The organism is Blastococcus sp. CT_GayMR16, from assembly GCF_004570875.1.
In the GTDB taxonomy this organism is placed as follows: domain Bacteria; phylum Actinomycetota; class Actinomycetes; order Mycobacteriales; family Geodermatophilaceae; genus Blastococcus_B.
This window is the reverse complement of record NZ_SPQK01000011.1, coordinates 63,171-76,524: the sequence shown is the minus strand read 5'-3', so window position 1 is coordinate 76,524 and position 13,354 is coordinate 63,171. Positions and strand designations below refer to the sequence as shown.

General features: G+C 70.9%; 11 protein-coding genes and 1 tRNA gene. 6 read left to right on the top strand and 6 right to left on the bottom strand.

Annotated elements, in window-relative coordinates; all coding sequences use genetic code 11:
• Window position 1: 1 nt before the first annotated feature.
• Window positions 2-598 (bottom strand): GNAT family N-acetyltransferase, encoded by a 597-nt coding sequence (locus E4P38_RS13205; protein WP_135132273.1) that lies wholly within the window; start codon window positions 596-598, stop codon window positions 2-4.
• A 220-nt stretch (window positions 599-818) separates the two neighbouring features.
• Between E4P38_RS13205 and E4P38_RS13200 the strand changes: the two genes are divergently transcribed.
• From E4P38_RS13200 to E4P38_RS13185, 4 genes are read left to right on the top strand one after another with little or no spacing between them, the layout of a single operon-like run.
• A complete protein-coding gene (locus E4P38_RS13200) occupies window positions 819-2,174 on the top strand; it encodes a branched-chain amino acid ABC transporter permease (RefSeq protein WP_167760549.1) in 1,356 nt (451 codons plus the stop codon).
• 6 nt (window positions 2,175-2,180) lie between these two features.
• The gene (locus E4P38_RS13195; protein ID WP_135132272.1) at window positions 2,181-3,197 is read left to right on the top strand and encodes a branched-chain amino acid ABC transporter permease; all 1,017 of its coding nucleotides are present in this window, start codon (window positions 2,181-2,183) and stop codon (window positions 3,195-3,197) included.
• Complete coding sequence (locus E4P38_RS13190; protein WP_135132271.1) at window positions 3,187-4,257, top strand: ABC transporter ATP-binding protein; 1,071 nt, start codon at window positions 3,187-3,189, stop codon at window positions 4,255-4,257. The genes E4P38_RS13195 and E4P38_RS13190 overlap by 11 nt, the downstream gene beginning before the upstream one ends.
• Window positions 4,254-5,108 (top strand): ABC transporter ATP-binding protein, encoded by an 855-nt coding sequence (locus tag E4P38_RS13185; RefSeq protein WP_209309086.1) that lies wholly within the window; start codon window positions 4,254-4,256, stop codon window positions 5,106-5,108. Before E4P38_RS13190 ends, E4P38_RS13185 begins: the two co-directional genes overlap by 4 nt.
• Before the next feature lie 191 nt (window positions 5,109-5,299).
• Here the strand turns inward: E4P38_RS13185 and E4P38_RS13180 are convergent, their stop codons facing one another.
• Window positions 5,300-6,634, bottom strand: coding sequence for an ABC transporter substrate-binding protein (locus tag E4P38_RS13180; protein ID WP_135132270.1), 1,335 nt, complete (start codon window positions 6,632-6,634; stop codon window positions 5,300-5,302).
• A 232-nt stretch (window positions 6,635-6,866) separates the two neighbouring features.
• Window positions 6,867-7,466, bottom strand: coding sequence for a response regulator (locus E4P38_RS13175; protein ID WP_135132269.1), 600 nt, complete (start codon window positions 7,464-7,466; stop codon window positions 6,867-6,869).
• 77 nt (window positions 7,467-7,543) lie between these two features.
• On the opposite strand from E4P38_RS13175, the gene E4P38_RS13170 reads away from it, so the two are divergent.
• Both E4P38_RS13170 and E4P38_RS13165 read left to right on the top strand, forming a co-directional pair.
• A tRNA-Leu gene (locus E4P38_RS13170) sits at window positions 7,544-7,617 on the top strand.
• A 187-nt stretch (window positions 7,618-7,804) separates the two neighbouring features.
• Complete coding sequence (locus E4P38_RS13165) at window positions 7,805-9,421, top strand: aminotransferase class V-fold PLP-dependent enzyme (protein ID WP_245161000.1); 1,617 nt, start codon at window positions 7,805-7,807, stop codon at window positions 9,419-9,421.
• 21 nt (window positions 9,422-9,442) lie between these two features.
• On the opposite strand, the gene E4P38_RS13160 is transcribed toward E4P38_RS13165, so the two are convergent.
• The 3 genes from E4P38_RS13160 to E4P38_RS13150 form a co-directional block, all read right to left on the bottom strand.
• Window positions 9,443-10,318, bottom strand: a complete 876-nt coding sequence (locus E4P38_RS13160) for an acyl-CoA thioesterase domain-containing protein (protein ID WP_245160999.1) — start codon at window positions 10,316-10,318, stop codon at window positions 9,443-9,445.
• Complete coding sequence (pyk, locus tag E4P38_RS13155) at window positions 10,315-11,733, bottom strand: pyruvate kinase (RefSeq protein WP_135132268.1); 1,419 nt, start codon at window positions 11,731-11,733, stop codon at window positions 10,315-10,317. Before pyk ends, E4P38_RS13160 begins: the two co-directional genes overlap by 4 nt.
• A gap of 108 nt (window positions 11,734-11,841) precedes the next feature.
• Window positions 11,842-13,341: a glutamate synthase subunit beta gene (locus E4P38_RS13150; RefSeq protein ID WP_135132267.1), complete on the bottom strand. Its 1,500-nt coding sequence runs from the start codon at window positions 13,339-13,341 to the stop codon at window positions 11,842-11,844.
• Window positions 13,342-13,354: the final 13 nt, after the last annotated feature.

Sequence of the window (13,354 nt, the reverse complement as noted above, 5' to 3'; positions counted from 1 at the left end):
CTCAGGCCGACAGCCCCCGCGCCATCGGCCGGCGGCGGACCGCCGCGGCACGCCGCGGGACGGGCAGCGGCACACCGCGGCGCTGCCACGACACGAGCGCCCGCGTCAGGGAGTCGACGCTGACGATGCGGCGTGTGGTCAGCGGGGCGAAGCCCATGCGCGCGAAGAACCGCTGCCGCTCGGCCTCGTGTCCGCCGACCGACGCCACGACGTAGGCCGCGCCGGCCTCTTGCGCGTAGGCAGCCGCGGCGGCGAGCAGCAGCACGCCGGCGCCCTGTCGCCGGTGCTCCCGGTCGACGACGAAGGTGTCCACGGTGACCTGCGGGTTGCCCAGCACCAGGGACAACGGGTCCAGCCCCAGGACGGCGAGGCCGACGGCCACCTCACCGGAGGCGTCCGCCGTGGCGGCATGGGGCCCCGGAAGGACGGCGAGGACGACGCGGTGCCCGGGGTCGTCGAGTAGCCGGCGGAACCCGGACGCGGCCGCGTTCAGCCGGGTGTGGCCGGTGAGGACGTCCTCGGCGTGCGCGTCGGCACGGTGCTGCCGGACGAGCGCGAGCACGGCGGGCAGGTCAGCGGCACGCGCGGTGCGCGTCACTACACGAGACCGTGAACCGGTTCCTGACACAGGAGTCCTCCCCTGGACGGTGCGTGGAGACTGCACCCCTGAGCTGCCGTGATCACGACGACGCGCCGAACGGACACAGGCTGTTACCACAACGGCGTGTCCCGGAAAGGTCACGGGTCAGTGCGGAGAGACAGCCCTGGAACACAACTGGGCTAACGTCCCACCCCCAGCCACACGCCAAGGAGGTCGAGTGACGCACGCGCTGAACCGTGCCGGTCGGCGCGGTGACCGCCGCAGCGCCCGGAGCCTGTTGCCTGCGGCACCATTCGCAGCCGGCCGCCCCGGGGGGCGCCGTCCCCTGATCCTCGCCCTGCTGATCGCCGCCTTCGCGGCTGCGCTGGCCACCGTAGGGCCCGGGGTGGCCCACGCGGAGGGCGAACAGGTCCGGGGCACGCTCACCACGAGCGCGTCCGGCCCGATCGAGGGCGTCACCATCACGGTGGAGACGCCGGACGGCGACGAGATCGACTCGGTGGAGACCGACGAGGCGGGGCGGTTCGCGGTCGACCTGCCGGGGCCGGGTGACTACGTCGTCAGCCTCGACGCCGACTCGCTCCCCGAGGGCGTGGACGTCGGCTCGGCCGGTGATACCCGCACCGTGACCGTCGAGACCGGGCGCCGGCTCCCGGTGAACTTCGGTCTCACCGACGGGACCACCGGCGGCTCGGGGCGGATCCTCGCCATTCAGCTCTTCGTCGACGGCCTGCGCTTCGGGCTGCTGATCGCCATGTGCGCCGTCGGCCTCTCCTTGATCTTCGGGACGACCGGGCTCACCAACTTCGCGCACGGGGAGCTGGTCACCCTCGGTGCGGTGGTGGCCTTCTTCATCAACTCCCACGGTGTTCCACTGATCGCCGCGGGACTGATCGCCGTCGTCGTAGGCGGCCTGGTCGGTGCGCTGAACGAACTCGGGCTGTGGCGACCCCTGCGCCGCCGGGGTACGGGCCTGGTCGCCGCGCTGGTCGTCTCCATCGGCCTCTCGCTGGCCGCCCGGTACCTGATCCAGACCTTCTACGGCGGCCGGTCCAACGCCTACATCGACTACCAGTCGCAGCGGGCCCGGGACTACGGGATCCTCACGCTCACCGACCGCGACCTCTACTCGATCATCATCTCGGTGATCGTGCTGGTCGCGGTCGCGGTGATGCTCCAGCGGACCCGGATCGGCAAGGCCATGCGAGCTGTCGCCGACAACCGCGACCTCGCCGCCTCGTCGGGCATCGACGTCAACCGCGTCATCCTGGTCGTCTGGGTGATGGGTGGCGCGCTCGCTGCACTCGGTGGCGTGCTGCTCGGGCTGTCGGACCAGGTCCAGTGGGACATGGGGTTCCGGCTGCTGCTGCTGATGTTCGCCGGTGTCACGCTCGGCGGTCTCGGGACGGCGTACGGCGCCCTGGTCGGCAGCGTGATCGTCGGCATCTTCGTCCAGATGTCGACGCTCGTGATCCCCGACGACGTGAAGTACGTCGGAGGGCTGCTCCTCCTGATCGTCATTCTCATCATCCGGCCCCAGGGCATCCTGGGCAGCCGCGCGCGGATCGGGTGAGCCTCCATGAGTGATCTGCTCGACGCCTTCGCACTCGGAGTGCGGGCGATGTTCACCTATCAGGCGATCTTCTTCGCCCTCCTCGCCATCGGCCTGAACGTGCACTTCGGCTACACCGGGCTGCTCAACTTCGGGCAGATCGCCTTCGCCATGCTCGGCGGTTTCGGCATCGCGATCTCGGTGTCGAAGTGGGGCCTGCCGTTCTGGGCCGGCGTCCTGGTCGGCCTGCTCGCGGCGGTCGTGCTGGCACTCCTGCTGGGCCTCCCGACCCTCCGGCTGCGCGCGGACTATCTGGCGATCGTCACGATCGCGGCCGCGGAGGCGCTACGGCTGCTCTTCCGGTCGGTGTCCGCGACGCCGATCACCAACAGCACGCTGGGCATCTCCGCCTTCAACGGCGGCTTCCTCAGGCTGTCCCCGTGGGGCACCAGCGGCCGCTACAACATCCTCGGCACGCGCTGGAACGGCGGCGAGCTCTGGGTCATCACGGTCGGCTGGACGCTCGTGATCCTCACGTCCGTCCTCGTCTTCCTGCTCATGCGCAGCCCGTGGGGACGGGTGCTCCGGGCGGTCCGTGAGGACGAGGACGCGGCGCGCGCGCTGGGCAAGAACGTCTACTCGTACAAGATGCAGTCCCTGGTCCTCGGCGGTCTGTTCGGCGCCCTCGGCGGCATGGTCTACGCCGTCGGCACCGGCTCCGCCCAGCCCGACCAGTACCAGAACGCGAACACGTTCCTGGCCTACGGCGCACTCATCCTCGGCGGCGCGGCCACGGTGCTGGGGCCGATCATCGGCGCGATGCTGCTCTGGTTCATCATCGCGTTCTCCGACAGCGCCCTCTCCGCGCTGCTGTCGGACGACCGGACGTTCTTCGGCCTCTTCCAGATCAACGAGGTGTTCTCCCAGACCGATGTCGCCTACGCGCGCTTCATCATCATCGGTCTCGGGATCATGTTCCTCATGATCTTCCGCCCGCAGGGGATCATCGGGGATCGACGAGAGGTGATGCTCGATGCCCGCTGACCCGAAGCCGACCGGCGCGACCGCATCCGGCGCCGGCACATCAGGAGCCGGTGCGCCTGGTTCCGGCTACCACCCCGGGGCGCAGGGCTCCTTCCAGAGCGGCGATGCCCCGCGGCGCCTCGCGCAGGCCGCGCTGAAGGACCTGCCGTGGGAGATCGGCGTCGCCAAGCCCGACCCCGCGGTCGTGGTCGACGGTGTCACCCGGACGTTCGGCGGTCTCACCGCCGTCTCGGTCGACCACCTGGAGATCCAGCGCGGCGGGATCACCGGTTTGATCGGCCCGAACGGCGCCGGCAAGACCACCCTGTTCAACCTGCTGACCGGCTTCGACCAGCCCGACACGGGCACGTGGTCCTTCGACGGGAAGTCGCTCGGCAAGCTGTCCCCCCACCAGGTGGCCCGGCTGGGCGTCGTCCGGACGTTCCAGCTGACCAAGGCCCTGTCCAGGCTGTCCGTGCTGCAGAACATGCTGCTCGGGGCGCAGGACCAGCGGGGAGAGGGCTTCTTCCGGGCTCTCGTCCCCGGCATCTGGAGGGGCGAGGAGAAGGCGAACACCGAGAAGGCGATGGACCTGCTCCGGCGGTTCAAGCTCGACGCGAAGAAGGACGACTTCGCCGGCACCCTGTCCGGCGGCCAGCGCAAGCTGCTGGAGATGGCGCGCGCGCTGATGAGCGACCCGCAGGTCGTCATGCTCGACGAGCCGATGGCCGGCGTGAACCCCGCCCTCACCCAGAGCCTCCTCGGCCACGTGAAGGACCTACGCGAGCAGGGGATGACCGTCATCTTCGTCGAGCACGACATGGACGTCGTCCGGGACATCAGCGACTGGGTGGTGGTCATGGCTGCGGGCCGGATCATCGCCGAGGGGCCGCCTGAGTCGATCAGCCAGAACCGGGCCGTCGTCGACGCCTACCTCGGCGCGCACCACGACGCACCCCTCACCGTCGAGGAGGAGGACAAGGTCCTGGCCCAGGCCGAGCGAGAGATCGCCCGCGAGGAGAACGCCGAAGGCGAGATCCTCAGCTCCGAGAAGGACGAACCGCGGAGGACCGAGCGATGAGTGACCCACTGTTCGAGGTCGACGAGACCGGCGAAGACCTCACCCGTGCCGACGAGGCGGCCTCCTCGGCCGAGCTCTCCCCCGCCGAGAAGGCAGCGACGCGCGAGGGCCACGTGGGGCTGGCCGAGGGCGCCCTCATGCGCGCCGACGAGCTGGTCGCCGGATACCTGCCGGGTGTGAACATCCTTCGCGGCTGTGACTTCTACCTGCAAGACGGCGAGCTGGTCGGGATCATCGGACCCAACGGAGCCGGTAAGTCGACGCTGCTCAAGGCGCTGTTCGGGCTGATCCCGGTTCGCTCGGGCACGGTGACCCTCCGCGGGGAGAACATCACCTCCGCGCCGGCGCACCGTCTGGTCTCTCTCGGCGTCGGGTACGTGCCGCAGAACAACAACGTGTTCCCCTCGCTGACGATCGAGGAGAACATGCAGATGGGCGTCTACCTGCGGCCGAAGACGTTCGAGAACCGGTTCGACTATGTCGTCGACCTGTTTCCGCTGCTCGGTGAGCGGCGCAAGGGCAAGGCGGGCTCCCTGTCCGGCGGTGAACGCCAGATGGTGGCCATGGGCCGGGCCCTGATGATGGACCCCTCGGTGCTGCTGCTCGACGAGCCGTCGGCCGGGCTGTCACCCGCCTACCAGGACGAGGTGTTCATCCGCTGCCGGCGGATCAACGCGACCGGCGTCTCGATCATCATGGTCGAGCAGAACGCCCGGCGATGCCTGCAGATCTGCGACCGCGGCTACGTGCTCGACCAGGGCCGTAACGCCTACACCGACACCGGTGAGTCGCTGATGCACGACCCCAAGGTCATCGAGCTGTACCTGGGCACGCTGGCCAAGGCGCAGTAGCAGAACCCGCGTACACACGACGCCGGCTCCCCCTTCATCGGGGGGCCGGCGTCGTCGTGTCCGGCGGGTCCTGGGCCGCCCCACACAGGGGTGGGACGTCATGCCCCGCAGACGCAGCAGCGGCCCGGCACCTCGAGGGTGCCGGGCCGCTGCGTCAGTGCGGTGGAGCTAGTCGATCACCTGTCAGGAGATCAACGTGCGGGGCCGATGCCCTGCGCGTTGAGCTCCTGGATGATGCGAGCCGACTCGTCGAAGCCGATCACGACGATGGCGTCGGGACCGAACTCGACCATCTGCTGGACCTCGGTGTCGTACGACGAGGCCGTCGGGTCGTAGGTGATGGACAGGATGTCGTCCTCGTTCAGCCCACCGTCGACCAGGTTGGCGGCCACGTTCTTGGCCAGGCCCGTGCCGTAGGCGTCGTTGAGGTTGAGGATCCCGACCGTCGTGTTCCCGTCGCTGAGCACCAGGTCGGCCAGCGGCACCGCCTGCAGCACGTCCGGGGGCGCCGTGCGGAAGTACAGCCCCGAGTCGTTGTAGGTGGTGAACTGGTCGGAGGTGTTCGCCGGCGAGAACTGCACGACGCCGGCCGCGGCGATCTTGTCGATCACGGTGAGGCTCACCGAGGACGACGCGGCACCGATGATCGCGTTGACGTTGGCCGCCAGCAGGCGGTCGACCGTCGTGTTGGCGGTGTCGGTCGACGTGTCGCCCGAGTCACCCTCGACCAGCTGGACGGGGGCACCGAGGGCGCCACCGGCCGCGTTGATCTCCTGGACCGCCAGCTGGACGCCGGCGACCTCGGGCGGGCCGAGGAAGGCGAGCGAACCGGTCAGTGGCAGCAGCGTGCCGACGACCAGCGGGCCACCCGTCGCGCCGGGAGCCACCGGAGCCGGACCGGCGTCGGTGGCGGCCTGCGCCTCGTCACCGGCGACCTGGAACTCGGTGAGCGAGTCGTCGATCTTGTTGTCCTCACCGAACTGCAGCAGGCCGAAGCTCGCCACCGCGGGCTCGCCCGGGTCGGAGAAGCTGAGCGGACCCGACGCGCCGTCGTAGTCGACGTCGCCACCCTCGTTGAGGATCTCGAGGCAGCTGGCGAAGTCGGTGCAGGTGTCCCCGCCGCTGGTCAGCCCGTTGATGTAGGGCGCGAATGCGGTGGCGTCGTTGGTGCCGGCCGACTGAGCGGCCAGGGCAACGAGCACGACCGCGTCGTAGGACTCGCCCGCGTAGTTGTACGTGCCGCCGAGGTCGGGGTTCAGAGCGTCGAGACGCTCCTTGAAGTCCGCACTCAGGTCGGTCAGCGGGGTCGTGCCCTTCATACCGGCCAAGGCACCCTTGTCGGTGAACTGGTCACCGAGGGCGCTGCCCATGTTGCCGTCGGAGCCGTAGATGTTGGTGACGGCCTCGTTGCTGCCGCCGCTGTCGCTCCCGCCGCCGCTGTCGTCACTGTCGCTGCCACACGCGGTGACAGCGAGCAGGGCGACAGTAGAGACGCTGAACGCGCGGGCGAAATTGCCTGTGCGCATAAACAAGACTCCCAGTCCTCGCTCCGCGGCCCCGCCAGGCAGATGCCGACGGAGCCCCATCAGTGCGCTGAAACGTAGCCGCTGGGTCGGGACCCGGAGCCACCGTCTCGCACACTGTGATTAGGTCGTGACCTGGCCATCTGGCGTCATCAGGCCGAAAATCCGGTGATTTGCCCCCGTCATCGCCGCCGTGGACCCGCCTCGGATCCGTCGAGGGCGCCCCGGCGGAGGCTCAGGCGGAGGTGCCCTCGGCCGCGCCGTCGGGCTCGAGGATCGACTGCGCCAGGGCTTTCATGGACGTGCGCTGGTTCATCGCCGTCCGCTGGATCCAGCGGAACGCCTCGGCCTCGGTGATGCCCTGATCCTCCATGAGCCGGCCCTTGGCCTTCTCGACGATCTTTCGGGTCTCCAGGCGCTCCTCGAGGGTGCGCACCTCGCCGTCCAGGGCCGTCATCTCCGCGAAGCGGGCGCGGGCGACCTCGATCGCCGGCACGAGGTCGTTCTTGGAGAACGGCTTCACCAGGTAGGCCATCGCACCGGCGTCGCGCGCCCGCTCGACCAGCTCGCGCTGGCTGAAGGCGGTCAGCACGATGACCGGGGCGATCCGCTCGGTGGCGATCTGCTCGGCGGCCGACAGCCCGTCGAGGACCGGCATCTGGATGTCCAGGATGACGAGGTCGGGATTGAGTTCCTTCGCCCGGTCGACGGCCTGCTGACCGTCACCGACCTCGGCGACGACGGAGTACCCCTCCTCTTCGAGCATTTCCTTGAGGTCGAGGCGGATGAGCGCCTCGTCCTCGGCGATGAGGACCCGGATCGTCTCGCTGCTCACGAGCGGGAGCCTAGCGACGTCGGCGCCACCGCACCTCCCCGCTAGGCTGCTCGGGCGGCAGCCGGTCACTCCGGCTCGCCCCCGTACCCCAATCGGCAGAGGGAGCGGATTCAAAACCCGCGCAGTGTGCGTTCGAGTCGCACCGGGGGCACTGCGTAATTTGTCGTCCTCCGGACGACACCGCGGCCATCACATTGCGGTCCTCCGGACCGCACCGCGGCCAGGAGGCGTTCCCCAGCTGCGTTGAGCCCCACTCGTGTCCCCGCCGGGAGACCCTCCGGGCCCCCGCGCCTGGTCCACCCGGCTGCGCCGTGGCTTCCCCCAATACGGTGTCCCTCGTGACCGAGCCTGTTCCGCACATGACGCCCGAGCAGTTCCGGCAGCACGGGCACGAGGTCGTCGACTGGATCGCCGACTACTGGACCCGGATCGGGTCGCTTCCGGTGCGCTCGCAGGTCTCCCCCGGCGAGGTCCGTGCCTCCCTGCCGGCTGCTCCCCCGGAGCAGGGCGAGCCGTTCTCCGCCGTCCTCGCCGACCTCGACCGGGTCGTGCTCCCGGGCGTCACGCACTGGCAGCACCCCGGCTTCTTCGGCTACTTCCCCGCGAACACCTCCGGGCCGTCGGTGCTCGGCGACCTCGTCTCCGCCGGGCTCGGGGTCCAGGGGATGTCGTGGGTGACCAGCCCCGCGGCCACCGAGCTCGAGCAGCACGTCATGGACTGGCTGGCCGACCTCTTGGGCCTCCCGGCGTCCTTCCGCTCCGACGGACCCGGCGGCGGCGTCGTCCAGGACTCCAGCTCCGGCGCCAACCTGGTGGCCCTGCTGGCCGCCCTGCACCGGTCCAGCACGGGCGCGTCGCTCCGCCAGGGCGTCGATCCCGACCGGGCGACGGTCTACGTCTCCTCGGAGACGCACTCGTCGATGGAGAAGGCCGTGCGGATCGCGGGCCTGGGCACCGACGCCGTCCGCGTCGTCGAGGTGGACGGCGACCTGGCGATGCGCCCGGCGGCACTCGCCGCCCGGCTCGAGCGGGACGTCGCCCGCGGCTACACGCCGGTGCTGGTCTGCGCCACGGTCGGGACGACGTCGACGACCGCGGTCGACCCGCTGGCCGAGCTCGGCCCGATCTGCCAGAAGTACGGGGTCTGGCTGCACGTCGACGCGGCCTATGCCGGCGTCAGCGCCGTCGTCCCCGAGCTCCGCGAACTGCAGGCCGGCGTCGAGTGGGCCGACAGCTACACGACCGACGCGCACAAGTGGCTGCTCACCGGCTTCGACGCGACGCTCTTCTGGGTCGCTGACCGCGCCGCGCTCACCGGAGCGCTGTCGATCCTCCCGGAGTACCTGCGCAACGCCGCCACGGACGCCGGGGCCGTCGTCGACTTCCGCGACTGGCAGATCCCGCTCGGCCGCCGGTTCCGCGCCCTCAAGCTGTGGTTCGTCCTGCGGTGGTACGGCGCCGAGGGCCTGCGGGCCCACATCCGCTCGCACGTCGCCCTGGCCCAGGAACTGGCGGGCTGGGCCGCAGCCGACGGGCGGTTCGAGGTGGCCACCGCACACCCGCTGTCGCTCGTCTGCCTTCGCCCCGTCTGGGCGGACGACGTGGACGCCGACGTCGCGACGATGACGCTCCTGGAGCGGCTTAACGACGGCGGCGAGGTGTTCCTGACCCACACGAACGTCGGCGGGACGGCGGTGCTGCGGGTCGCCATCGGCTCGCCGGCCACGACCCGGGCGCACGTCGAGCGGGTGTGGGCGCTGCTCAGCGAGGGCCACGACTGGCTGGCCGCCGACTTCGCCGCTGCGGCCGCCGAACACGCCGCCGAGGAGGAGCGCGACCGCGCAGCTGCGGAGCAGGCCCGAGCCGCCGCGGAGCAGGAGCGTGCTGCGGAGCAGGCACGCTCCGCCGATCACGCGATCCCGGCCCCTCTGCAGGGGCCCGCCGCGAGCTTGTGAGCGGTGGGGGCAGAGGGGTCCTTACGCCGACATCGGCCGGATGAGGCCCTGCTGGGCGACCGTGGCCACGTGGGTGCCGTCGGCCGCCCAGATCTGGCCGAAGCAGAGCGCACGGCCGGCCGACGCCGCGGGGCTGTCGATCTGGTAGAGGAACCACTCGTCGGCGCGGACCGGCTGGTGAAACCACACGGCGTGGTCGAGGCTCGAGCCGGCGTAGTCCCCACCCAGGCCGCCGCCGATCCGCGCCAGACCCGCCGACAGGAGCGAGAGGTCGCTGACGAAGGTCAGCGCCGCGCGGTGCACCGCCTGCTCCGGCGGCAGGCGCCCCGCGACCCGCATCCACGCCCAGGAGCTGGTGTCCGGCGGGCTCTTCGGTCGGCGGTCGAACGGGTCCTCGAGCAGTCGCTGCTCAACCGCCCGGCTGATCGACATGGCCACGGCCGCCCGCTTCCCGTAGGGCGCGACGAGCTCCTGCAGTGACGGCAGCTCCTCCGGCCGTGGCACGTCGGGGATCGGCAGCGAGTGCTCGACGACCGGCTGCTCCCCCGCCGACGCATCCGCGGTCAGGGCGAAGATCGCGACGTCGGCACCGTTGCGGCGCTGCATCGCGAGCACCCGGCGCGTGCTGAACGTGCGCCCGTCCCGGATCCGGTCGACGGCGTAGCGGATCTCCTCGGTCGGGTCACCGGGGCGGAGGAAGTAGGCGTGCAGCGAGTGCACGCTGCGCTCCTCGGGCAGGGTCCTGGAGGCGGCCATCAGCGCCTGCCCGGCGACCTGCCCACCGAAGATGCGCTGCGTGCGGGTCTCCGGCGTCTGCCCGACGAAGAGGTCGATGTCGCGCTCCTCCAGCCCGAGCACCCACATCAGCGCCGCAGCCTGGTTGTCACCCTCGCTCACGAGTCGGTGCCCACCTCGTGCACGCGGATGAGGTTCGTGGACCCGACGGTGTTGGGCGGGCTGCCGGCCACGACCACGACCCGGTCGCCGACCTTGAGCCGGCCGATCGACAGCAGCGAGAAGTCGACCTGCGCCACCATGTCGTCGGTGTGCTCCACGGAGGGCACCAGGAACGTCTCCACGCCCCACGACAGCGCCAGCTGGCTGCGCACGCGGGCGTCGACGGTGAAGGCCAGCAGGGGCTGGCGCGGGTGCAGCGCGGCCAGCCGCTTGGCGGTCTCGCCGGTCTGCGTGAAGGTGGCCAGCGCCTTGACCTCGAGCGCCTCGCCCACGTCCTTGGCAGCCCGAACGATCGCACCAGAGCGAGACCGCGACCGGCGCACGACGTCCGGCACGGAGATGGTGGTGTCGCTCTCGACCGCGTCGATGATCCGTTCCATCGTCCGGACGGCGCCGACCGGGTGCGCACCCACCGACGTCTCCCCCGACAGCATCACCGCGTCGGCGCCGTCCAGGACGGCGTTGGCGACGTCGGAGGCCTCGGCGCGGGTGGGCCGGGAGTTCGTGATCATCGACTCGAGCATCTGGGTGGCCACGATGACCGGCTTGTTCCGCTCGCGGGCTGCCTGGATCGCGCGCTTCTGCACCAGCGGCACCTGCTCCAGTGCCAGCTCCACCCCGAGGTCACCGCGGGCCACCATGATCGCGTCGAACGCCTCGACGATGGCCTCGAGGTTCTCGACCGCCTCGGGCTTCTCCAGCTTCGCGATGACGGGGACGTAGATGTCCTCCTGCCGCATGATGTCGCGGACGAGTTCGGCGTCATCGGCGGAGCGGACGAAGGACAGCGCGATGAAGTCCACGCCGAGGTGCAGCGCGAAGCGGAGATCCTCCTCGTCCTTGTCCGAGAGGGCGGGCACGCTGACCGCGACGCCGGGCAGGGACAGCCCCTTGTTGTTGGACACCTCCCCGCCCTCGACGACCAGGCAGAACACGTCGGGACCCTCGACGCGGACCACCGTCAGGGCGAGCTTCCCGTCGTCCACGAGCAGCCGGTCGCCGACGACGACGTCGTCGGCCAGGCCCTTGTAGGTGGTGGACACCCGCTCGGCGGTGCCGGGCACGTCCTCGACGGTGATGCAGACCTGGGCGCCGGTCGCCCAGGTGACCGGGCCGTCGGCGAAAGTGCCGAGCCGGATCTTCGGCCCCTGCAGGTCGGCCAGGACGGCGACCGCGTGGCCGGTGCTGTCGGAGGCGGCCCGGACCCGCTCGTAGGCGGTGGCGTGGTGGGCGTGCGCCCCGTGGCTGAAGTTCAGCCGGGCCACGTCCATCCCGGACTCGACGAGGGCGGTGACCTGCTCGAGGGAGCTGGTCGCCGGCCCGAGGGTGCAGACGATCTTGGCGCGGCGGGACATGGCGATAACGCTAATGGGCAGCCGAACTTCTGGCCGACGCGCCCCGCCCGGCCCCGTCCAGAGGCTCGCCCCGAGCCTGCGAGGGGTGAGGAGGACGGGGTCCTTCTCCTAGCGGAGCGCGACCGCCGTCGGTGCGACGGGCCGCGGCAGGTCGGAACCGCCGGTCAGGAAGGTGTCCGCCGCAGCGGCCGCCGCGCGCCCCTCCGCGATCGCCCAGACGATCAGCGACTGCCCGCGGCCGATGTCGCCGGCCACGAAGACGCCCGGCTCGGTGGACATGAACTGCTCGTCGCGCGCCACGTTGCCGCGCCCGTCGACCTGCACGCCGAGTGCGTCGATCAGGCCCTCGCGCTGAGCCCCGGTGAAGCCCATGGCCAGGAAGACCAGGTCGGCCGGGACCTCGCGCTCGGTGCCCTCGATCTTGGTGAAGCGCCCCTCGACCATCTCGACCTCGTGCAGGAGCAGCGCCCGCACCCGGCCGTGGGCGGGGCCCTCCTCATGACCGAGGAAGCGCTCGGTGTTGACCGAGTAGAGCCGCTCGCCACCCTCCTCGTGCGCGCTGGAGACGCGCATGATCATCGGGTAGGTGGGCCACGGGTTGGTCTCGGCCCGGCGGTCCGGCGGCGTCGGCATGATCTCCAGCTGGGTCACCGAGGCGGCGCCCTGCCGGTGCGCGGTGCCGAGGCAGTCGGCGCCGGTGTCGCCCCCACCGATGATCACGACGTGCTGGCCGCGCGCGTTGATCGGCGGGTCGTCGAGCTCGCCCAGCGCCTGGAGGTTGCCGTAGGGCAGGTACTCCATGGCCAGGTGGATGCCCGTGAGGTCGCGGCCCGGAGCGGGCAGGTCACGGCCGACGGTCGCACCCCCGGCGAGGACGACGGCCTCGAAGTCCGCCCGCAGCTGCTCGGCCGACAGGTCGCCGTCCTTGCTGCCGCCGACGTCGACGCCGGTGACGAAGCGCGTGCCCTCGGCGCGCATCTGGTCCAGCCGCCGGTCGAGCACGGCCTTCTCCATCTTGAACTCGGGGATCCCGTAGCGGAGCAGGCCACCGATGCGGTCGGCCCGCTCGTAGACGGTGACGTCGTGCCCGGCGCGGGTGAGCTGCTGGGCAGCCGCGAGCCCGGCGGGCCCGGAGCCGACGACGGCGACTTTCCGGCCGGTCCGCTCGGTCGGGGTCTGCGGCTCGACCCAGCCCTCGTCGTAGGCGCGGTCGATGATCTCCCACTCGATCTGCTTGATCGTGACGGGCGCCTCCTGCAGGTTCAGCACGCAGGAGCCCTCGCACGGAGCAGGGCAGAGCTTCCCGGTGAACTCCGGGAAGTTGTTCGTCGAGTGCAGCCGCTCGATCGCGTCGTGCCAGTCGTCCCGGCGGGCGAGGTCGTTCCACTCCGGGATCAGGTTGGCCACGGGGCACGCGTGGTGGCAGAACGGGATGCCGCAGTCCATGCAACGGGCAGCCTGCTTGCGCACCTCGGCCGTCGGGAACAGCGGGTCCTCGCCGTTCTGCCGGGCGACGTAGACGTCCTTCCAGTCCCGGATCCGGACCTCGACGGGACGGCGCGGCGGCAGCTCGCGGTCGAACTTCAGGAATCCAGTGGTGTCAGCCACGAGCTGCCTCCTT